Here is an 18,607-nt window from a genome sequence, read left to right as displayed (position 1 = left end):
GCATATCGCACCTTTTTTATTCACGAGTGAGAGGCCAAGTCTAAGACATTCTGGCTAATATCGCTGGCCTTGCAAGATTGCCATTAATATTGGGCTATGAGTCATTTACCACCCCCCTCATTTGAAGCAAAAGTCTGCTCACCAGAACAGCTTGCCGCTCGCCTCGAAAAGCTTCCTAGGCCATTGGTATTTACTAATGGAGTCTTCGATATCCTGCACCGCGGCCATGCCAGTTATTTGGCTCAGGCCCGTGCTTTGGGGGCTAGCTTGGTGGTGGGTGTAAATTCTGATGCCTCAGTGAAGATGTTGGGTAAAGGCGATGACAGGCCCATTAATTCTGAGGCTGATCGCCAGGCTTTATTGGCTGCGTTGGAGAGCGTGGATATGACTGTGTTGTTTACCGAACAAACCCCGGTCAATTTGATTGAAAAAATTCGTCCTGATATTTACGTCAAGGGCGGTGATTATGAGATCGATACCTTGGCTGAAACCCAGCTGGTAAAAAGTTGGGGTGGTAAAGCAGTTGCGATACCTTTCCTATACGAGCGCTCAACTACAAGTCTCTTGGGTAAGATCCGCTCTTAAAGGTTTTGCAGTAACCATGCCCAGGTACCGCGAAGTACTAATCCTTCAGTTACTTCCACAGCTTGTTTGATTGGCAAATTAGTTCTTGTAATTTCTTGCCCAAGGACTTTGGCATTTCCGCCATCAAGCCAAATTTTTTCGATGGGAATATTTAATTCTTTTGCATGCTGTATGCCATACAGAATTACGCCAATTTGCGCTGCGTCGCAACCCCCAATAATTGCGTCATTGGTAGAGGATCCAAATCCATGATGTTCCGCACGCTTAGCCAGGCCTAACTGTGCAGTATTGGTTGCCAGACTTTCTTGCATCAATCCAAGGCCGGGCAATATCCATCCGCCGTAATGCACGCCATTAGAGCCCAGTAAATCGATAGTAGTGGCAGTGCCGGCATTCACAATCAAGGTGTTTTTATTCGATAGGGCGCGAGCCCCAATCAGCGCGGCCCAGCGGTCAGCGCCGAGCTTGCTGGGATCTTGATAAAGGCTGCGCATTCCTGTGTAGGCGCTATCCCCCTTGAGTTGCTTCCAATCAAGATCACCCCATTGCGGAAACAGTGATTTGAGATTGGTAATCGCTTCTTGGCCAGCAACGCAGGCAAAACCAATGGCTGCAGGCTTCGGTAAGGTTTTAGAAATATAGTCCGCCAACTCAGCTCGATGTTCTGCTGATTGCAAAGACTTACTACTAATAGAGCCTGAGTATGCCCATAACTTTTTTTGTTGAGCACTGGGATTTTGTGTTGACTCCACAGCCGCCCACTTCAGGCGCGTATTACCAACATCAAAAAATAAATAAAGGCTCATGATTGAATCCGTAATGAAACATCACCTGCATGAATGGCGATGGTTTTATTTTCTTGTTCCAATAGTAATGCCCCTGTCTCATCCACGCCTTTTGCAATGCCATGAATGGGATCTTTTCCGGCCCCAGAAATGCACACCGCTTGATCTCGATAGGCATCCCAACTCATCCAACGTTCTTTGCAGGGCTTAAATCCATTTAGGTCAAATTCGGCAAGACTGTGTTCGAGTGAGGCGATCAGTTTGAGCCAGAGATACTCTGTATCAGGAAGTGATTTTGTTAGTTGAGCAAGTGAACCCACTTTCAGGCCAGTATCCAGATTTGCTTCAATTGCTTCTGCATTACGCAAGTTAATGCCAACCCCAATAATCATCCAAGTAGGGTCACCCGCTTTTGATTGGCCGCCTTCAATGAGGATGCCGCCGAGTTTGTTGTTGTTAAGCAATAAGTCGTTAGGCCATTTCAATTGCAGGCCGGCCTGTTTCAGCCCCTCCTCGCTCAGGTTGCAAGCTTGTGCAATACCTGCGATCACCGCGAGACCAACCAATAGGCTTAGCCCGCTGAGTTCAGCGGGAGTTCTTTTAAATGGAAAGGCGAGAGAGAAGCAAAGAGAGTCTTCGGGGTTGGCTAGCCATGTACGGCCTGCCCTGCCTTTGCCGGCAGTTTGTTTGTGGGCAATACGAGCCACTGGATCAATGAGCTCTCCTGCGCGCCAGCGCACCAAAAGATCATCATTGGTTGATTTGGTCTCGGTAACACGCTCAAGGATGCAATTTGCAGTCATTCCGCCATTGTAGAAAGGTCTGACCTAGAATTGTGGGATGGATCAAAAAGATCAACGACCTCGGAAGCTGGTATGGCCACTACAGGCTATGCCCTTAGCGAGAGCTATGAGCTTAAGCTACGTGCTTTTGATTATCTATGTAAGCCTGAATCCCTTTGACTTTGATTTTCAGAATGGGATCTCTGCTTGGGCTTGGTTGGATGCTCCTTTACCTCGTTTTATGACCTTATTTGATGTGTCAGTCAATATCTTGGCTTACATTCCATTTGGATTTTTGGTGATGTTTGCCGCCTATCCTCGTTGGCGTAACTATGTAGCCCTTGGAATTGCTCTTGGCTTAAGTGCCTCCCTGGCGCTCGGTGTAGAAACTTTGCAGTCTTGGCTTCCTACTCGTATACCGAGTCAGATGGACTGGTGGGCCAATATATTAGGAGGACTGTTAGGTGGATTATTGGCGATTCCTCTGGGACCGCAATGGCTTTCTGGAAGTGCAATTCGTCGGCGTTTTGATCAATGGTTCGGCCTTAATTGGGCGGCGTGTGCCCTGTTCTTATTGTTTCCCTGGTCACAAATTTACCCACAAAGCTCTTGGCTTGGTACGGGCGTATGGGGTCATGCCATATTTGGCTCGGTTGATTGGGGTACCGTAGTGATTAATCAGGTCATCCAAGAGGCCGTAATCACCTCGCTATGTTGGCTTGGGGTGGCCTTGTTGCTATCCCTTGGATTGCGTACCAAAGCCCCCCAGTGGCGCATCCTTAATGGCTTACTTGGTCTAACGGTGATGGTGAAAACTTTATTTACCGCCCTTCAATTTGGTGCCGAGTTTAGTTTGATTTGGCTAACCGCCGGGGCCCTTTGGGGAATGGTAATAGGCAGCATCTTATTAAGATGGACTTTAAGGCTAAAGCAAATGATCAAGTTTTGGTTGGCTTTGATTTGTTTGCTGGGCACCACCATTGCGGTCAATGTTTTACCTGACAATCCGTATTTCATTCTGACGCTTAGGCACTGGTATCAAGGGCGTCTATTGCACTTTAATGAGTTGATGCAATGGGTTTCCGTAGTATGGTTACCTCTGGCACTGATTTGGATGGTTCGAAGTGCCGTGGAATTTAAACCAAAACATTAATGAATATCAGTTCTCTATGAGTTTTTCACACCACCTATTTTTTTGTCTCAATCAGCGCGCTAATGGCGAAGATTGTTGTGATCAGCACAATGCCTTTGCCTTATTTGACTATGCCAAGAAAAGAGTAAAAGAGCTTGGTCTTGCAGGCCCAGGAAAAATTAGAGTAAATAAGGCTGGGTGTTTAGACCGCTGTGCTGACGGCCCTGTCATGGTTATATATCCAGAGGGTGTTTGGTACACCATGGTTGACGTGGATGATGTTGAAGAAATTATCCAGTCCCATTTAATCGAAGGGCGTCCTGTAGAGCGCTTGCAATTAGCCTAGTTATTTCAAATTGTTGAAAGTTTTTTATGAATAGTCGTACAAAAATAATTCATATTGAAGGTATTGTCGGATCAATGGAAATGTCTATTGATCTTCCAGATGAATTAAAAAATGATCCTGCATTTGCTGTGCGTGGCTTGGCCCTCGTTGCTCACCCCCATCCTTTGATGGGCGGTACGATGGATAACAAGGTAGCTCAAACCATGGCACGTGCTTTTAACCAATTGGGTTACGTGAGTGTGCGCCCAAACTTTCGCGGTGTAGGTGGAACTGAGGGTGTTCATGATGATGGTGTTGGTGAGTTAGAGGACTTGCTTCATGTAACCGATTGGATGCGTACACCATCTAGTTGGAGTCAATTTGAGGCAACTGCGAATCAATCCTGGTTGGGGGATGCCAATACCTTGCCGCTAGTAGTCTCTGGGTTTTCTTTTGGAAGCTTTGTCGGTAGTCACTTAGTTCAAAGGCTTTCAGATTTGGGCCGTCCAGCTGAGCGCCTAGTGATGGTGGGTAGCGCTGCAGGCAAATGGACTCTGGCCCCGGTTCCAGCAGATACGATCTTGATTCACGGCGAATTAGATGAAACTATTCCATTGATTGACGTTTTAGATTGGGCGCGCCCCCAAGAGTTGACTGTGCAGGTAGTGCCTGGTGCAGATCACTTCTTTCATCGTCGCCTACATTGCATTCGCAATATCATTACTGGCGCCTGGTTGGGTATGCCAGGTCATCGTAAGTAATTAGAAATAGAAAGACTATATGGCCGAAGAAAAATCATTAATCGAGTACCCATCATTATTTCCTATCAAGGTCATGGGTAAAGCAAATCCAGAATACCTTCCAGCGATAGTGCATATTGCTAAACAATTTGATCCTACGTTTGACGAGAGCAAAGTAGAGCAACGCCCTTCTAAGGATGGAAATTATTTGGGCATTACTTTGCCAATTACCGCGACTAGTCGTGAACAGTTGGATGAGCTGTATAGAACCTTATCGACCCATCCATTAGTCAGTGTTGTTCTGTAATTAATTCATGCCGGCTTTAGTAAAACAACTGGGTTTAGCAGATTACGCCTCTACATATGAGGCGATGAAACTTTTTACTAAAGAGCGCACTAGTGAAACGCCCGATGAAATTTGGGTCCTAGAGCATCCTCCGGTTTTCACTTTAGGTTTGGCAGGTGATGCGGGTAACTTGCATACACCCAGCAATCAAATTCCACTCGTGCAAGTAGATCGGGGTGGAGAGATTACGTATCACGGGCCAGGCCAAATCGTGGTTTATCTTTTGCTAGATCTAAAGCGTCTAGGGATCTTTGTAAAAGAATTGGTCTCTCGTATAGAGCAGGCGCTGATAGATACGTTGTCAGATTTTGGGATTAAGGCTGAAAGGCATCCGGGGGCTCCGGGAATTTACATTTCTGAGCAGTCAGGAGTGCCCTCAGAATGGATTGGCGCTAAGGTGGCTGCCTTGGGCCTCAAAGTCTCCAAAAGCTGCTCCTATCATGGCCTAGCCCTGAATGTCGCTACCGATTTAGAGGCCTTTCAGCGTATCCACCCCTGCGGGTATGAGGGTTTAAAGACCGTCGACATGCAAACCCTTGGGATCAAGGACAATATAGACACTATTAGCCAAAGGCTTTTGCAGCATTTACAAAAGCAACTGATGCCATCATGACTACAAATAAGCCTGACACCAAGACACCTATCGAGGCGCGCCAAGACCTCAATTACGACGCATCACGTAAACAAAAATCGAGCGAGAAAACTGCGCGCATTCCGATCAAAATCATTCCTTTGACAGAGGTATTGAAAAAGCCTGACTGGATTCGGGTGAAGGCGGCCTCAAATAACTCCCGCTTTTCTGAAATCAAAAAGATTTTGCGCGAGAACGAGTTAGTTACTGTCTGTGAAGAAGCCAGTTGCCCGAATATTGGTGAATGTTTTGGTAAAGGAACTGCTACATTCATGATTATGGGTGACAAGTGCACGCGTCGCTGCCCTTTCTGTGACGTAGGCCATGGCAGACCAGATCCTCTTGATACAAAAGAGCCTGCTAATTTAGCGCGTACTATTGCTGCGCTCAAACTGAACTATGTGGTGATTACGAGCGTAGATCGTGATGATCTGCGTGATGGCGGTGCAATGCACTATGTTGATTGCATTTCTCAATCACGTGAACTCTCCCCGAATACTCGTATTGAAGTATTGGTCCCAGATTTTCGTGGCCGCCTAGATAAAGCGTTAGATATTTTTGCTGAGCATGCGCCTAGCGGTTTGCCTGATGTGATGAATCACAACCTCGAAACGGTGCCCCGTTTATACAAACAGGCTAGACCGGGTGCAGATTACTTGCATTCGTTGAAGCTCTTGAAAGACTTTAAAGAACGTTTCCCACATGTCCCTACTAAAAGCGGTTTGATGGTTGGCCTTGGTGAAACAGATGAAGAAATCTTAGAAGTGATGCGCGATATGCGTGAGCACAATATCGACATGCTCACTATTGGTCAGTATCTGGCCCCGTCAGGACATCATCTACCTGTTACGCGTTACGTTCATCCCGACGTCTTTAAGATGTTTGAGGAAAAGGCGTATGAAATGGGCTTCTCTCATGCAGCTGTAGGCGCTATGGTGCGCTCAAGTTATCACGCAGATCAACAGGCGCACGGAGCTGGGGTTGTTTAGACGGGTTTCTAAGGCCGCCACCGTACTAGCGGCTTTCATTTTTCTCATTGCATGTAGTCCTAAATTAGATTGGCGTACAGTCCAAGCGCCGCAAGAAAGATATACCGCTTTATTTCCTGGCAAGCCAGATAAATTAGAGCGCCGCATGCCTTATCTCGATCAAGAACTCTTACAGACACTTGAGGCGGTAAAAATTGATGATGATATTTACTCGGTTAGCACCATCCAGTTGCCGGCCAATCAAAGTGCCTCACTAAGTAAGTTACTTTCGCAATTACAGGCTAACTTAATTGACAGGGCAAAAGCATCTGGTGGCGATGTCACTGTTGAGGATGCTTTTTATAAAACAGCAGATCGACAGCGTTTACCGATTAAAGATTATTTTCTGGATTTGAAATCCAACGGTAAATCGCAGCAACTAATGCGCGTTCGTTGGATTAATCGAGTTGCGCCGAATGGCGATAACTGGATTTATCAGATCTCAGTCTTGCATGCAAATCCAGGTGCAGAGAGTGCAAAAACTTTGTTGTCTAAAGAAGAGTACGAAAATTTCTTTAGTGATTTCTCTCCAGAGTAGCCTGAAGAGAAGATCATTTAATTATTGTTTTTCTAGTACGGCAACTTTAGCCTCAAGCGCCTCTAACTTTTCACGCGTCTTAGCAAGTACTTTACTTTGAAGATCAAATTCTTCACGCGTTACCAAGTCCATCTTCTGAAATCCTTGATTCATCATGGCACGTACGTTCTTCTCAATTTCTTGAGCTGGTGAATTGCGGATCGCATCACCAACTTTGTTTTGCATATCGTTTGCGATACGTTGGATTTGATCGAGAATTTCGCCTGGTTTTTGCATGATGAGGGTTCGCAGTTCTATTGAGAGTTGCAGAAAAGATACATATTTGTATTTTAAGTTGTATGCGTAAAACTGCCCAAAAAGGGGTTAAAACCCGAAAAATGCCCCATATTCACTCATTCGGTGCAATATTTAGCACCAAAAAAGGGCAATTGCCTTATTTGGGGGATTTGTGACAAAGCCATGAACCCCCGGGGATTCAATATCACTCCATGCAATAAGCATTCAACCCATTTTTTTATTACAACCAGTAAGGAGTAGTTCATGAAAACTTTGCAAAAGACAGCAATCTCTGCAGCAGCAGTAGCTTTGTTGGCAGGTCTTTCGACTGTAGCATTCGCGGCTGATGAGCCAGCAGCTGAGGTAGAAGTAAGCCCAATTACAGCGAACGTAAGTCTTGTAAGCGACTATCGCTATCGTGGTATTTCTCAGTCAAATTTAAGACCAGCTATTCAAGGTGGATTTGACTACGCACATGAGAGCGGTTTGTACATTGGTAACTGGAATAGCTCCATTACCTGGGTTAATAACCTTAGCCCTTCAGTTTCTTCTGGCATCGAGATGGACTTTTATGCTGGCTTTAAGAAAGAGTTGATTGCAGAAGGTTTTGCTAGCGATATCGGCGTACTGCAATATTACTATCCAACTAGTGGCAACTTCGTAAGCCCTAACGTTAATCCAAATACTACTGAGATCTATGCTGCCCAGAACTATACATTTGGCCCAGTTACTGGTTTCTTGAAATTTTCTTATGCAGTGACCAATACATTCGGATACAACCAAAGTAGCGGATCTTACTATCCTGATTTGACTGCAAACTATGACACAGGAATTTGGGGTCTTGCAGTAAACGCGCACGTTGGCTACCAGAAGATTGCCGGTCAACAAGTTGTTGCTGGTGTCCCAACTGCTAGCTATACAGACTGGAAGTTAGGCCTAACTAAAGACTTCGGCGGCGGTTTATCTTTGGCTGCTGCATATATTGGCACCAATGCAGCCAAGAGCGGAAGCACATACGCTTACTCAAGCCCATCAGGTAAAAACTTGGGTGGCTCAACAGGCGTACTTAACCTTACAAAAACTTTCTAATTTCCACTCTGAACGGAGAAACACATGAAATTAATTACCGCAATCATCAAGCCCTTCAAGCTTGACGAAGTGCGCGAAGCTCTCTCGGAAGTGGGAGTTTCGGGCATTACCGTCACTGAAGTTAAAGGCTTTGGTCGTCAAAAAGGTCACACTGAGTTGTATCGCGGTGCTGAGTATGTTGTCGACTTTTTACCTAAAGTAAAAATTGAAGCTGCTGTTGAAGATGGCATCTTGGAGCGTGCGATTGAAGCAATTGAAAAATCAGCACGTACTGGCAAGATTGGTGATGGCAAGATTTTTGTCTCTCCAGTTGAGCACGTCATTCGTATTCGTACCGGTGAAACCGGCGCGTCAGCACTTTAAAGAGAGGTTCAAAATGTTAACTTGGATGAAACGACTCGTTGCTGGTGGTGCTATGGCCTTGGCCATTGGTGCTACTGGTGTAATGGTTACTTCGCCAGCGCATGCTGATGAAGTTAAGAAGCCAGCTGTAACAGCTCCTGCAGCAACTCCTGCTGCGGCTGAGCCTGCTCCAGTTCTTTGCTCTGAAAAGTGCAATAAAGCAGATATCGCTTGGATGATGGTTTGTACAGCACTAGTGCTGTTGATGACGCTTCCTGGCTTGGCTTTGTTCTACGGCGGCTTAACCCGCAGCAAGAACATTTTGTCTATCTGCATGCAATGTTTCATGGTCTTCTCCTTGATTACAGTGCTATGGGCTATTTATGGCTATAGCTTTGCATTCACGGAAGGCGGAGCATTTATTGGTGGATTAGATCGTCTGTTCTTGGGTGGCATGAATCCAGAATCAGTAGCAGCAACCTTTAGTAAAGGCGTTGTGATTCCTGAGTATGTATTTATGGCGTTCCAAGCAGTGTTCGCAACAATCACTTGCTGTTTGATCATTGGCTCTTTTGCTGAGCGCGCTAAGTTCTCTGCAATCTTGGTATTCATGGTGATTTGGTTCACTTTGAGCTACTTGCCAATCGCCCACATGGTTTGGTTCTGGCCTGGTCCAGATGACATCAAAGATGCTGCATCACTCGAGGCAATTACTGCTCGTGCTGGTTGGTTGTGGCAAAAAGGTGTTCTCGACTTTGCTGGTGGCACTGTTGTGCATATCAATGCTGCGATCGCTGGTTTGGTTGGCTCCTTTGTTATCGGTAAGCGTTTGGGCTACGGTAAAGAAGCAATGAAGCCACATAACTTAGTTTATGTAATGACTGGTGCTGCTCTCTTGTGGTTCGGTTGGTTTGGTTTCAATGCTGGTTCAGCACTTGAAGCAAACGGTACTGCTGGCTTGGCATTCGTGAACACATATTTAGCTACCGCTGCTGCTGTATTAGGCTGGTCAGTTGCTGAATGGGTTCTCAAAGGCAAGCCATCTATGTTGGGCGCTGCATCTGGTTGCGTAGCAGGTTTGGTTGCAATTACTCCTGCAGCTGGATTTGCTGGCCCAATGGGTTCAATCATTATCGGTTTAATCGCTGGTGTAGTTTGCCTCTGGGGTGTTACTGGTCTCAAGAAGATTTTGGGCTCAGATGACAGTTTGGACGTATTTGGTGTTCACGGCGTAGGCGGTATTACTGGTGCATTGTTGACCGGTGTATTTGCTGATCCAGCATTAGGCGGCTCTGGTATTTGGGATTATGTGGCTAACGCTGTTGCTCCTGATTACTCTATTGCTAGCCAATTGTGGATCCAGGCTCAAGGCGTGATTACCACTGTAATTTGGTCTGGCGTAGTTTCTTTCGTAGCCTTCAAATTGATCGATATTGTGATTGGTTTGCGCGTTAAGGAAGAAGAAGAGCGCGAAGGCTTGGATATCAGCTCACACGGTGAGACTGCTTACGAGTCTTAATCAGTAGATTTACCCCTCACTGGGCGGCTCTGGTTGGCTGCCCAGTTTTAAGCGCGGGATCCTCGGATCCCGCGTCTTTCTTTTAATAATCTTACAATGGTGGAATGGTTCCACATCTCATTACTGCACTCACCGGCCCTTTGCTCGAATTAGAGTCAAAGGTTCTAGAAGCGACCCCAACCATTGAGCGTTGGTTCAGGCTGGAGTGGCAGGAACATACCCCGCCTTTCTACTGTTCGGTCGATTTACGCAATTCTGGCTTTAAATTAGCCCCGGTTGATACCAACCTCTTCCCTGGAGGGTTTAATAACCTTTCACCGCAAATGTTGCCGCTTGCTGTCCAAGCTGCTATGGCTGCCATTGAGAAGATTTGTCCTGAAGCTAAAAATTTATTATTAATTCCTGAGAAACATACCCGGAACACTTTCTATTTGCAGAACATCGCCCGTTTGTCTTCGATTTTGCGTCAAGCCGGATTGAATGTTCGACTGGGTACTTTCTCCGAAGAAATTAAGAAGCCAACTTGGATTGATTTACCTGACGGCAATCGTTTGTTAATGGAGCCACTCTCCCGATTGGGTCTGAAGAAGCAACGCCTGGGTTTAAAAGATTTTGATCCTTGCTCGATCCTGTTGAATAACGACTTATCCGCAGGCATTCCTCCGATTCTGGAGAATATCTATGAACAGTACTTGCTGCCAGGCTTGCACGCTGGCTGGCATGTGCGTCGTAAATCAAATCACTTTGCCGCATATGAAGAGGTGGCGAAGAAATTTGCCAAAGTAGTTGACATCGATCCATGGATGATCAATCCATACTTTACCAGTTGCTCCAATATTAATTTCCACGAGCGCAAGGGTGAAGACGAACTTCAAGCTGCTGTAGAACAAGTCTTGAAAAAGACCGCCAAGAAGTATCGTGAATACGGTATTAAAGAGAAGCCTTATGTCGTCGTAAAAGCTGATGCCGGTACTTATGGCATGGGCGTGATGGTGGTCAATGATCCCGCGCAGTTAAAGGGCTTGAATCGTAAAGACCGCAATAAGATGAGCGTGGTCAAGGAAGGTCTTGAAGTTAGCGATGTGCTCATTCAGGAGGGTGTTTATACTTTCGAGAAGGTCAATGAAGCGGTTGCTGAACCGGTGGTGTACATGATTGATCGCTATGTCATTGGTGGCTTCTATCGCGTTCATACTGACCGCGGCCCTGATGAGAATCTCAATGCACCAGGTATGCATTTTGTACCTTTGGCCTTCGAGCAAAACTCAATGCCTGATCTAGGAGCTAAGCCAGGCAGTGCTGCTCCAAATCGCTTCTACCTGTATGGCGTGGTTGCTCGCTTGGCGCTGCTTGCTGCATCATTGGAGCTAGAGCGAACTGATCCTAATGCTGAAGCTGCATAAATAAAATACTAACCTCTCAATAGAAATAATGAACCTTCTTTTTATTGCAGATCCTTTTGAATCTTTCAAGATTCAAAAAGATTCCACGCTCGCAATGATGCGTGCTGCACAAGAAGCGGGGCACCACTTGTGGTTTTGTCAAAGTCGCAATGTTTTGTGGAGAGATAATTTCGTAGTGGCTGATTGCCAGTCTTTGGTGATTAAGCCTAGCTCCACCAACTGGTTTGAGTTGGGTGATCTTGAGTCTCGAACACTTCAATCTTTTTCTGCTGTGCTCATGCGCACAGATCCTCCTTTTGATATTGAATACCTCAATACCACTTGGTTGTTGTCAGCTGCAGTACGTCAGGGCGCGAAAGTATTTAATGAGCCGAGCGCTGTTCGTGATCATTCCGAAAAATTATCTATTACAGAATTTCCAGAGCTTATTCCGCCGACCTTGGTCACGCGTGAATTAGCTGCGGTAGAGCGTTTTCATCAGGAATATCGCGATATCGTGATTAAGCCGTTAGATGGCATGGGCGGCATGGGTGTATTTAGGGTTGGTGCTGATGGCCTTAACTTGGCGAGCATTGTGGAAACGCTTGGTGAGAATGGTGCAAGAACTCTCATGGTTCAACGTTTTCTTCCAGAAATTGCCCAGGGTGATAAACGGGTGCTCTTAATCGGCGGCGAGGTGGTGCCATTTGCGCTGGCTCGTATTCCTCAGGGCAGCGAAATTCGGGGTAATTTAGCGGCAGGTGGTAAAGGCGTAGCGATGCCTTTAACTGAGACTGAAAAAAGGATCGCTGAAAAATTAGCTCCTGTTTTAAATCAGCGTGGATTATTCTTGGTTGGATTGGATTTAATTGGCGGTTATCTCACTGAAATTAATGTGACGAGCCCCACTTGTTTTGTTGAAATTACCGACCAAAGCAACTTTAATGTTGCGCAATTTTGGTTAGCAGCGCTAGAGAAAGCATTGGCATAAATATGGTTGGAATTGTCATCGTTGCTCACACCCCGGTTGCCAGCGCAATGTTGGGGTTTGCTGAGCATACATTTGGTGTATTGCCTGAGCGTGTTCGGGCAGTTGACATCCCTCCTCATGAAGATACCAAGGCAAGCTTTGATCGCGTGATGAAGGCTGCTTATGGTGTGAACACGGGCAACGGCGTACTCATCCTGACGGATGTGATGGGTGCAACCCCCGCTAATGTAGCCTCTAAGTTAGAGGCCTTGGGCCCTTTATCGGGATTGAATGCGCCCGTCATTGTGCTGGCGGGATTAAATCTGCCTATGCTGATGCGTTGTATTTCTCATCGCGGAGAGGGTCTTGAAGAGTTGGCGCAAAAAGCACTCGCTGGTGGACAGCATGGAATTTTGCGCTTGGGTGCAAAAGTAAATCAAGAATAAATAAGGGCCAGCACACTATGCCTTCGGCAGAAATCGAAATCATCAATAAATTAGGTCTGCATGCTCGCGCATCTGCCAAGTTGTCTCAGTTAGCCGCTCAGTTTCCTTGTGAAATATTCTTGTCACGTAATGGGCGTCAAATTAATGCAAAGAGCATTATGGGTGTGATGATGTTAGCGGCCGGTATCGGCAGTACTGTGACCCTTGAGACTGTAGGCGAAAAAGCGGATGAGGCCATGCAGGCACTCACTGCATTAATCAATGACCGATTTGGTGAGGGTGAGTAAATAGTATGACTTTTGCATTGCACGGAATTCCAGTATCGAAAGGCATTGCCATTGGCAAGGCGGTACTGATTTCTCGCGCAGCATTAGAAGTAAGTCATCACCTGATTGAAGCTGGCAAAGAAGAGGTTGAAGCACAAAAGCTATTGGATGCATTTGATCAGGTTCGTTTAGAGCTTGAACAATTGCGCCAAGGATTGCCAAAAGATGCCCCGCAAGAGATGGCGGCATTCTTGGATGTGCACGGCATGATATTGGCTGACCCAGCTTTGGCTGAGAAGCCGATTAAATTAATTCGTACGCAACGATTAAATGCAGCGTGGGCTTTAACTACTGAGCTCAATGATCTTCTGGAGCAATTTGCAGATATTGAGGACGCGTATTTAAAGGAGCGTGCCAACGATATTCGCCAGGTTGCTGAACGTGTCATTAAGGCTTTAAATGCCCAGAAAAAAGATCCATTAAACGATTCCGATTTTTTGCCAACAAGCGATATCGGTATTGAATCAATCATCGTCGCGCATGACATTGCTCCGCATGACATGCTGCGTTTTAAAGAGCATGCCTTTACCGGATTTGTAACTGATCTTGGCGGCAAGACTTCTCATACGGCGATCGTGGCCCGCAGCATGGAAATACCTGCGGTAGTTGGCGTACGCCATGCGAGTGAAATGATTCGCCATGGCGATTGGTTGGTGTTAGATGGGGATCGAGGGGTTGTTGTAGTTGCTCCGGATGAGCAGCTGCTGGCCGAATATCGCAAGTTACAAACTCAGGTTCTCAAAGAAGCTCGTAAGCTCCAGCAGTTAAAGCATGCGAAAACAGAAACGGCCGACCGTGTTGAGATTGAGTTGTTTGCCAATATTGAATTACCGGAAGACGCTATTCAGGCGGTGAAGTTGGGCGCTGTAGGGGTTGGTTTATTCCGTTCTGAATTTTTATTCATGGACCGTAAGCAAGCGTTGCCAGACGAAGAGCAGCAATATCAAGAATATCGACGCGTAGTGGATTTAATGCATGGTTTGCCTATCAACATTAGAACCATCGACGTTGGAGCAGATAAGGCATTGGGTGGCGGTGGCGATATTTCACAAACAGGTACATCACCGCTGGGATTGCGGGCGATCCGCTGGTCACTTACCGAGCCTGAAATCTTTTTAACACAGCTCAGAGCAATCTTGCGTGCATCAGCACATGGCCAAGCGCGCATCATGATTCCGATGTTGGCACATGCTAAAGAGATCGATGAAACATTTAGGTTGATTGAAAAAGCGAAACAGCAATTGCATCAGCGGGGCAAAGCATTTAATCCGAATATCCAAGTTGGCGCGATGATTGAGATTCCGGCTGCTGCTTTAGTGCTGCCTTTGTTTATTAAGCGATTCGACTTTCTTTCTATTGGAACGAATGATTTAATTCAGTACACCTTGGCGATTGATCGCGCGGATCATGCTGTTGCGCATTTGTATGACCCCCTGCATCCAGCAATATTGAATTTATTGGCAAATATCATTGAGCAGGCTAAACGTGCAAATGTGCCTGTGGCTGTTTGTGGTGAGATGGCCGGTGATCCTGCATTAACCAAGTTACTGCTTGCCTTGGGTTTAACCGATTTCTCAATGCACTTCAGCCAGTTATTGCTGGTTAAGCGGGAAATTCTTCAGGCTAATGTAGGTTTATTAAAAGCCCGCGTTGCTAGGGTCTTGAAGGCGTATGAGCCCGAAGAGCAGGCAAAGGCTTTAGAGCGACTACTGTCTTAATGATTTTGTGCGTTGCCTAGTGGGCTGAGCCGCATACCGAGCAATCAGCATTACGGCTAATGCGGATTTCATCGATTTGGGTCGTGCGCCCATTCCAAAGCAACATACGCCCCACCAAGGACTCTCCAAAACCGATTAATACCTGTAGGGCTTGAGCAGCTTGCATGGCTCCAATGATTCCTACTAGAGGCGAGAAGATGCCCATACTGGAGCAACTGACTTCCTCAAACTCTTCATCGGGAGAGAAGATGCAGGCATAACATGGGGAGCTGGAATTTCGTGCATCAAAGACGCTCACTTGACCATCAAATTTGAGGGCCGATCCAGAAACCAGCGGAGTTTGATGTTTAACGCAGGCAGTATTAATTAGGTGCCTGGTTGAAAAGTTATCCGTGCAATCCAAAACAACATCAACACTTGGCAATAACTCATCGAGCAGAGATGCTGTAGCTTTAGCTTTAATAGTCTCAATCTGAATGCTGGAGTTTAGGCGTTGCAGAAATTCTTTCCCTGACGCCACTTTGCTTTTTCCAATGCTGCTTTCGGTATGCATGATTTGGCGCTGCAAATTGGTGAGTTCTACTTCATCGTGATCCACCAAGGTGATATGGCCAACTCCTGCTGCCGCTAGATAAGGCGCAGCTGCGCTTCCTAAGCCGCCAGCACCGATTACCAATACGTGTGAGTGGAGTAGCTTCTCTTGGCCGGCAACATCAATCTCATCAAGCAGCAAGTGCCTGGAGTATCGAAGTAACTGCTCGTCATTCATATACCGGCCGCAGAGATTAAAAGATTATTCGAGCTTGGATGAAGAACGCTTCACAGGCTGGCCATTAATAAAGGCTACCGCTTGAGAAAGCATGAAGTCATCTGCACTGCCTAGCTCAGGCGGCTTCTTATTCTTATCCTTTTCTTTTTCTTCTGGAGTCTTCTTGGCATTTTTCTCTTCAATGCGCTGTAACTCTTCAAGGCGACGTTGCTCTCGATCTTTAATCAACTTATCTTCGGCAGATTGCTTATTGCGGAGATGTTTCTCGCTATCGATCTCGCGAGTGATTAATACATCATCAGGATCGCCATCTTTATTTTGATCAACTGGAATATCTGGCTTAACGCCAAAAGCCTGAATCGACTTGCCGCTAGGGGTGTAGTAATAAGCAGTAGTAATCTTCAGTGCTGAGTCATTGGTAAGAGGGCGAACGGTTTGTACTGAGCCCTTACCAAAGGTCGTTTTTCCAATAATGGTTGCGCGTTTGTAGTCTTGGAGTGCGCCAGCCACAATCTCTGATGCGGAAGCGGAATAAGCATTTACCAAGACCACCATAGGTAATTTCTTAAATATTGCTGGAACGCCGGCCAAAGGGTCGCCAGAATCATTTAGGCGGTACATCGCTGGTGTTGCATTAAAGATCTGTTTTGAATCTGGAGACTGGCCTTTGGTGGAGACAATGACTGCGTCTGCAGGCAAGAATGCTGCAGCCACCCCTACGGCTCCTTGTAATAGGCCGCCGCCATTGTTGCGCAGATCAAGAATGATGCCTTTGAGCTTGGGATCTTGATTGGCAATATCAGTCAATTTCCTGGCGAGATCAGGAACGGTACGCTCTTGAAAGCTGGTGATGCGTACCCAGGCAATATCGTTATCCAGAATTTTTGTTTTGACTGATTGAACTTTAATTTCTGCTCGAGTGATCGTTACTGGAAAGCTGCGCTCTTCACTTTTACGAAATACCGTCAAAGTAATTTTGGTTCCAGGTTCGCCGCGCATAGTCCGCACAGCTTTGTCTAGAGACATGCCGCGGACAGGTTTGTCATCAAGGCGTGTAATGAGGTCTCCAGCTTGAAGGCCTGCACGTGCAGCAGGACTATCTTCAATTGGATTGAGTACTTTAACTACACCATCTTCAGAAGTGATTTCAATGCCGAGTCCAGCAAACTTTCCAGAAGTCATCTCTTGCATTTCTGCAAAATCTTTTTTATCTAAGAAGGTGGAATGCGGATCAAGACTACTCACCATTCCTTTGACAGCATCTGTTAACAGTTGCTTATCTTCGATAGGCTCAACATATTCGCGCTTAATTTGGGCAAAGACATTGGAGAGCGTGCGCAGCTCATCCAGTGGTAGCTGGGCGCTTTGCTGGGCGGTCGCGGAGAGCTGGATCGTGGCTGCTACGCCGGCGATAAGGCCAACGGCTATCAGGGCGAAATTCTTTAGAAATTGGCGCATATCTCTTTTGCTTTAATCCAAATAAAAGTGTTGAATAGGTTTGAGGTTGTCATCTAACTCATAAACAAGTGGCACACCGTTAGGTACGTTCACTTCCATAATGGCTTCATCAGACATTTGATCTAAATACTTAATGAGTGAGCGAATGCTATTGCCATGTGCTACTAGTAAAACGCGTTTACCAGCCTTTAGTGCAGGTGCAATAGATTCATTCCACAGGGGTAATACTCGCTCAACGTTATCTTTTAAGCATTCGCCCAAAGGAATGTCGGAAGGATTCAGTTTTGAGTAACGGAGATCATTTTTAGGATGACGCTCATCATCATGTTCGAGTAGCGGTGGACGTACATCATAGGATCGACGCCAAATATGAACTTGTTCATCACCATATTTGATTGCTGTTTCAGCTTTATTCAATCCAGTAAGCGCACCATAGTGACGTTCATTTAAGCGCCAACTATGTACTACCGGAAGCCACATCAAATCCATGGCATCTTGAACGTGCCAGAGGGTGCGAATGGCACGTCTCAAAACAGAGGTATAGGCAACATCAAATTCATAGCCTGCCTTTTTGAGGCTTTCACCTGCTGCGATGGCCTGTTCTGCGCCTTTAGGGGTTAAGTCGACGTCCGCCCAGCCAGTGAAGCGGTTTTCAAGGTTCCAGGCGGATTCGCCATGACGAATAAGGACAAGTTGTTTCATAGAGCCATTCTATAATCCGGTGATGAACTTTCTCACTCAAATTGATAATTTAGCGCTTATTGCCCTGCTGTTGGTTTCAGGCATAGCGCTTTTCCTGCCCTCATTATCTACGCTTATTGGCGGAAAAGGCTTATCGCCTACCGAAGCGACGATTTGGATTAATCGCCGCAAAGCATATGTCTTGGACTTGCGCTCGGAAGAGGCTTTCAAATCAGGCCATTTGCCTGGTGCCAAATTCGCCAATGCTGCTGGCTTAACTGCAGCCATTGAAAAGCTCAAGTTAGACCGTAAGCACCCAGTCGTCTTGGTTTGTGAAACGGGTTCTCAGTCACGCAAACTCGTAGCCGAAGCTCAAAAGCTGGGCTTTGCCGAAGTGGGTGCTTTAGATGGCGGTGTGCAGGCCTGGAAAGCAGCAGCCCTGCCTTTAGTGAAGTAAGGAGAAATCGATGTCTTCAGTAACAATGTATAGCACCCAGGTTTGCCCTTACTGCGTCATGGCAGAAAAGTTGCTGGCTAAAAAAGGTGTTGCCAATCTCGAAAAGATTTTGATTGATCGTGATCCAGCTCAACGCGAAGTGATGATGACGCGCACTGGCCGCCGCACTGTCCCACAAATTTATATTGGTGACACGCACATTGGTGGTTATGACGACTTAGTGGCACTGGATCGCGCTGGAAAGCTTGATCCCTTATTGGCTTAATAGATTAAACATACAAA

24 protein-coding genes are annotated in these 18,607 nt (G+C 46.3%); 18 read left to right on the top strand and 6 right to left on the bottom strand.

Features of this window, described 5'->3' with window-relative positions; all coding sequences use genetic code 11:
* Positions 1–96: 96 nt before the first annotated feature.
* Positions 97–585: a D-glycero-beta-D-manno-heptose 1-phosphate adenylyltransferase gene (rfaE2, locus tag ICN39_RS02840; protein WP_216232593.1), complete on the top strand. Its 489-nt coding sequence runs from the start codon at positions 97–99 to the stop codon at positions 583–585.
* On the opposite strand, the gene ICN39_RS02835 is transcribed toward rfaE2, so the two are convergent.
* Together ICN39_RS02835 and ICN39_RS02830 are read right to left on the bottom strand one after the other, a co-directional pair.
* The gene (locus tag ICN39_RS02835) at positions 582–1,391 is read right to left on the bottom strand and encodes a type III pantothenate kinase (RefSeq protein ID WP_216232592.1); all 810 of its coding nucleotides are present in this window, start codon (positions 1,389–1,391) and stop codon (positions 582–584) included. The genes rfaE2 and ICN39_RS02835 overlap by 4 nt on opposite strands.
* The gene (locus ICN39_RS02830; protein WP_216232591.1) at positions 1,388–2,173 is read right to left on the bottom strand and encodes a biotin--[acetyl-CoA-carboxylase] ligase; all 786 of its coding nucleotides are present in this window, start codon (positions 2,171–2,173) and stop codon (positions 1,388–1,390) included. The genes ICN39_RS02835 and ICN39_RS02830 overlap by 4 nt, the downstream gene beginning before the upstream one ends.
* A 106-nt stretch (positions 2,174–2,279) precedes the next feature.
* On the opposite strand from ICN39_RS02830, the gene ICN39_RS02825 reads away from it, so the two are divergent.
* The 7 genes from ICN39_RS02825 to ICN39_RS02795 are packed head-to-tail and all read left to right on the top strand — an operon-like array spanning position 2,280 to position 6,892.
* Positions 2,280–3,305, top strand: a complete 1,026-nt coding sequence (locus ICN39_RS02825; RefSeq protein WP_255532262.1) for a VanZ family protein — start codon at positions 2,280–2,282, stop codon at positions 3,303–3,305.
* Positions 3,306–3,321: 16 nt separating this feature from the next.
* The gene (locus ICN39_RS02820) at positions 3,322–3,630 is read left to right on the top strand and encodes a ferredoxin (RefSeq protein ID WP_216232589.1); all 309 of its coding nucleotides are present in this window, start codon (positions 3,322–3,324) and stop codon (positions 3,628–3,630) included.
* Between the two features lie 26 nt (positions 3,631–3,656).
* Entirely contained in the window at positions 3,657–4,370 is a 714-nt protein-coding gene (locus ICN39_RS02815) for an alpha/beta hydrolase (RefSeq protein WP_216232588.1), read from the top strand.
* 19 nt (positions 4,371–4,389) lie between these two features.
* On the top strand, positions 4,390–4,656 hold the full coding sequence (locus ICN39_RS02810; RefSeq protein WP_072582654.1) for a DUF493 family protein: 267 nt from the start codon (positions 4,390–4,392) through the stop codon (positions 4,654–4,656).
* 7 nt (positions 4,657–4,663) lie between these two features.
* Positions 4,664–5,308: a lipoyl(octanoyl) transferase LipB gene (lipB, locus tag ICN39_RS02805; RefSeq protein WP_216232587.1), complete on the top strand. Its 645-nt coding sequence runs from the start codon at positions 4,664–4,666 to the stop codon at positions 5,306–5,308.
* On the top strand, positions 5,305–6,315 hold the full coding sequence (gene lipA / locus ICN39_RS02800; protein ID WP_215321111.1) for a lipoyl synthase: 1,011 nt from the start codon (positions 5,305–5,307) through the stop codon (positions 6,313–6,315). Before lipB ends, lipA begins: the two co-directional genes overlap by 4 nt.
* A complete protein-coding gene (locus tag ICN39_RS02795) occupies positions 6,308–6,892 on the top strand; it encodes a hypothetical protein (protein WP_216860938.1) in 585 nt (194 codons plus the stop codon). The genes lipA and ICN39_RS02795 overlap by 8 nt, the downstream gene beginning before the upstream one ends.
* A gap of 21 nt (positions 6,893–6,913) precedes the next feature.
* Here the strand turns inward: ICN39_RS02795 and ICN39_RS02790 are convergent, their stop codons facing one another.
* Positions 6,914–7,168 (bottom strand): accessory factor UbiK family protein, encoded by a 255-nt coding sequence (locus ICN39_RS02790; protein ID WP_216232586.1) that lies wholly within the window; start codon positions 7,166–7,168, stop codon positions 6,914–6,916.
* 264 nt (positions 7,169–7,432) lie between these two features.
* Between ICN39_RS02790 and ICN39_RS02785 the strand changes: the two genes are divergently transcribed.
* The 8 genes from ICN39_RS02785 to ptsP all read left to right on the top strand — a co-directional run bounded on the left by ICN39_RS02785 (position 7,433) and on the right by ptsP (position 14,960).
* The gene (locus ICN39_RS02785) at positions 7,433–8,257 is read left to right on the top strand and encodes a TorF family putative porin (protein ID WP_216232585.1); all 825 of its coding nucleotides are present in this window, start codon (positions 7,433–7,435) and stop codon (positions 8,255–8,257) included.
* A 24-nt stretch (positions 8,258–8,281) separates the two neighbouring features.
* On the top strand, positions 8,282–8,620 hold the full coding sequence (locus ICN39_RS02780) for a P-II family nitrogen regulator (protein ID WP_011903792.1): 339 nt from the start codon (positions 8,282–8,284) through the stop codon (positions 8,618–8,620).
* A 13-nt stretch (positions 8,621–8,633) separates the two neighbouring features.
* Complete coding sequence (locus tag ICN39_RS02775) at positions 8,634–10,118, top strand: ammonium transporter (RefSeq protein ID WP_215391721.1); 1,485 nt, start codon at positions 8,634–8,636, stop codon at positions 10,116–10,118.
* A gap of 104 nt (positions 10,119–10,222) precedes the next feature.
* Positions 10,223–11,521, top strand: a complete 1,299-nt coding sequence (gene gshA / locus ICN39_RS02770) for a glutamate--cysteine ligase (protein WP_216232584.1) — start codon at positions 10,223–10,225, stop codon at positions 11,519–11,521.
* Positions 11,522–11,549: 28 nt separating this feature from the next.
* Positions 11,550–12,491, top strand: coding sequence for a glutathione synthase (gene gshB, locus ICN39_RS02765; protein ID WP_216232583.1), 942 nt, complete (start codon positions 11,550–11,552; stop codon positions 12,489–12,491).
* A 2-nt stretch (positions 12,492–12,493) separates the two neighbouring features.
* The gene (locus ICN39_RS02760) at positions 12,494–12,916 is read left to right on the top strand and encodes a PTS sugar transporter subunit IIA (RefSeq protein WP_216232582.1); all 423 of its coding nucleotides are present in this window, start codon (positions 12,494–12,496) and stop codon (positions 12,914–12,916) included.
* Between the two features lie 17 nt (positions 12,917–12,933).
* Positions 12,934–13,203, top strand: a complete 270-nt coding sequence (locus ICN39_RS02755; RefSeq protein WP_215358706.1) for an HPr family phosphocarrier protein — start codon at positions 12,934–12,936, stop codon at positions 13,201–13,203.
* A 5-nt stretch (positions 13,204–13,208) separates the two neighbouring features.
* Positions 13,209–14,960, top strand: coding sequence for a phosphoenolpyruvate--protein phosphotransferase (gene ptsP, locus ICN39_RS02750; RefSeq protein WP_216232581.1), 1,752 nt, complete (start codon positions 13,209–13,211; stop codon positions 14,958–14,960).
* Positions 14,961–14,976: 16 nt separating this feature from the next.
* Here ptsP and ICN39_RS02745 read toward each other — a convergent pair whose 3' ends face one another.
* The 3 genes from ICN39_RS02745 to gpmA are packed head-to-tail and all read right to left on the bottom strand — an operon-like array spanning position 14,977 to position 17,889.
* The gene (locus ICN39_RS02745) at positions 14,977–15,729 is read right to left on the bottom strand and encodes a HesA/MoeB/ThiF family protein (RefSeq protein WP_216232580.1); all 753 of its coding nucleotides are present in this window, start codon (positions 15,727–15,729) and stop codon (positions 14,977–14,979) included.
* 24 nt (positions 15,730–15,753) lie between these two features.
* Positions 15,754–17,187: a S41 family peptidase gene (locus ICN39_RS02740; RefSeq protein WP_216232579.1), complete on the bottom strand. Its 1,434-nt coding sequence runs from the start codon at positions 17,185–17,187 to the stop codon at positions 15,754–15,756.
* A gap of 12 nt (positions 17,188–17,199) precedes the next feature.
* The gene (gene gpmA / locus ICN39_RS02735) at positions 17,200–17,889 is read right to left on the bottom strand and encodes a 2,3-diphosphoglycerate-dependent phosphoglycerate mutase (RefSeq protein ID WP_216232578.1); all 690 of its coding nucleotides are present in this window, start codon (positions 17,887–17,889) and stop codon (positions 17,200–17,202) included.
* 22 nt (positions 17,890–17,911) lie between these two features.
* On the opposite strand from gpmA, the gene ICN39_RS02730 reads away from it, so the two are divergent.
* Together ICN39_RS02730 and grxC are read left to right on the top strand one after the other, a co-directional pair.
* Entirely contained in the window at positions 17,912–18,325 is a 414-nt protein-coding gene (locus ICN39_RS02730; protein ID WP_215358701.1) for a rhodanese-like domain-containing protein, read from the top strand.
* A gap of 10 nt (positions 18,326–18,335) precedes the next feature.
* A complete protein-coding gene (gene grxC / locus ICN39_RS02725) occupies positions 18,336–18,590 on the top strand; it encodes a glutaredoxin 3 (RefSeq protein ID WP_216232577.1) in 255 nt (84 codons plus the stop codon).
* Positions 18,591–18,607 lie beyond the last annotated feature (17 nt).

The organism is Polynucleobacter sp. AP-Reno-20A-A9 (genome assembly GCF_018882085.1).
GTDB lineage: Bacteria > Pseudomonadota > Gammaproteobacteria > Burkholderiales > Burkholderiaceae > Polynucleobacter.
This window is presented reverse-complemented; position numbering and strand designations above follow the sequence as displayed.

Excerpts from the sequence above, each read along its gene's own strand:
- ICN39_RS02740 (WP_216232579.1), bottom strand. The coding sequence starts at position 17,187 with ATGCGCCAATTTCTAAAGAATTTCGCCCTGATAGCCGTTGGCCTTATC.
- ICN39_RS02755 (WP_215358706.1), top strand. The coding sequence starts at position 12,934 with ATGCCTTCGGCAGAAATCGAAATCATCAATAAATTAGGTCTGCATGCT.
- ICN39_RS02760 (WP_216232582.1), top strand. The coding sequence starts at position 12,494 with ATGGTTGGAATTGTCATCGTTGCTCACACCCCGGTTGCCAGCGCAATG.
- ICN39_RS02780 (WP_011903792.1), top strand. The coding sequence starts at position 8,282 with ATGAAATTAATTACCGCAATCATCAAGCCCTTCAAGCTTGACGAAGTG.
- ICN39_RS02825 (WP_255532262.1), top strand. The coding sequence starts at position 2,280 with ATGAGCTTAAGCTACGTGCTTTTGATTATCTATGTAAGCCTGAATCCC.
- gpmA (WP_216232578.1), bottom strand. The coding sequence starts at position 17,889 with ATGAAACAACTTGTCCTTATTCGTCATGGCGAATCCGCCTGGAACCTT.
- gshB (WP_216232583.1), top strand. The coding sequence starts at position 11,550 with ATGAACCTTCTTTTTATTGCAGATCCTTTTGAATCTTTCAAGATTCAA.
- ICN39_RS02820 (WP_216232589.1), top strand. The coding sequence starts at position 3,322 with ATGAGTTTTTCACACCACCTATTTTTTTGTCTCAATCAGCGCGCTAAT.
- grxC (WP_216232577.1), top strand. The coding sequence starts at position 18,336 with ATGTCTTCAGTAACAATGTATAGCACCCAGGTTTGCCCTTACTGCGTC.
- lipA (WP_215321111.1), top strand. The coding sequence starts at position 5,305 with ATGACTACAAATAAGCCTGACACCAAGACACCTATCGAGGCGCGCCAA.
- lipB (WP_216232587.1), top strand. The coding sequence starts at position 4,664 with ATGCCGGCTTTAGTAAAACAACTGGGTTTAGCAGATTACGCCTCTACA.
- ICN39_RS02745 (WP_216232580.1), bottom strand. The coding sequence starts at position 15,729 with ATGAATGACGAGCAGTTACTTCGATACTCCAGGCACTTGCTGCTTGAT.
- ICN39_RS02830 (WP_216232591.1), bottom strand. The coding sequence starts at position 2,173 with ATGACTGCAAATTGCATCCTTGAGCGTGTTACCGAGACCAAATCAACC.
- ICN39_RS02810 (WP_072582654.1), top strand. The coding sequence starts at position 4,390 with ATGGCCGAAGAAAAATCATTAATCGAGTACCCATCATTATTTCCTATC.
- ICN39_RS02785 (WP_216232585.1), top strand. The coding sequence starts at position 7,433 with ATGAAAACTTTGCAAAAGACAGCAATCTCTGCAGCAGCAGTAGCTTTG.
- ICN39_RS02835 (WP_216232592.1), bottom strand. The coding sequence starts at position 1,391 with ATGAGCCTTTATTTATTTTTTGATGTTGGTAATACGCGCCTGAAGTGG.
- rfaE2 (WP_216232593.1), top strand. The coding sequence starts at position 97 with ATGAGTCATTTACCACCCCCCTCATTTGAAGCAAAAGTCTGCTCACCA.
- ICN39_RS02790 (WP_216232586.1), bottom strand. The coding sequence starts at position 7,168 with ATGCAAAAACCAGGCGAAATTCTCGATCAAATCCAACGTATCGCAAAC.
- ICN39_RS02730 (WP_215358701.1), top strand. The coding sequence starts at position 17,912 with ATGAACTTTCTCACTCAAATTGATAATTTAGCGCTTATTGCCCTGCTG.
- ICN39_RS02775 (WP_215391721.1), top strand. The coding sequence starts at position 8,634 with ATGTTAACTTGGATGAAACGACTCGTTGCTGGTGGTGCTATGGCCTTG.
- gshA (WP_216232584.1), top strand. The coding sequence starts at position 10,223 with ATGGTTCCACATCTCATTACTGCACTCACCGGCCCTTTGCTCGAATTA.
- ICN39_RS02815 (WP_216232588.1), top strand. The coding sequence starts at position 3,657 with ATGAATAGTCGTACAAAAATAATTCATATTGAAGGTATTGTCGGATCA.
- ptsP (WP_216232581.1), top strand. The coding sequence starts at position 13,209 with ATGACTTTTGCATTGCACGGAATTCCAGTATCGAAAGGCATTGCCATT.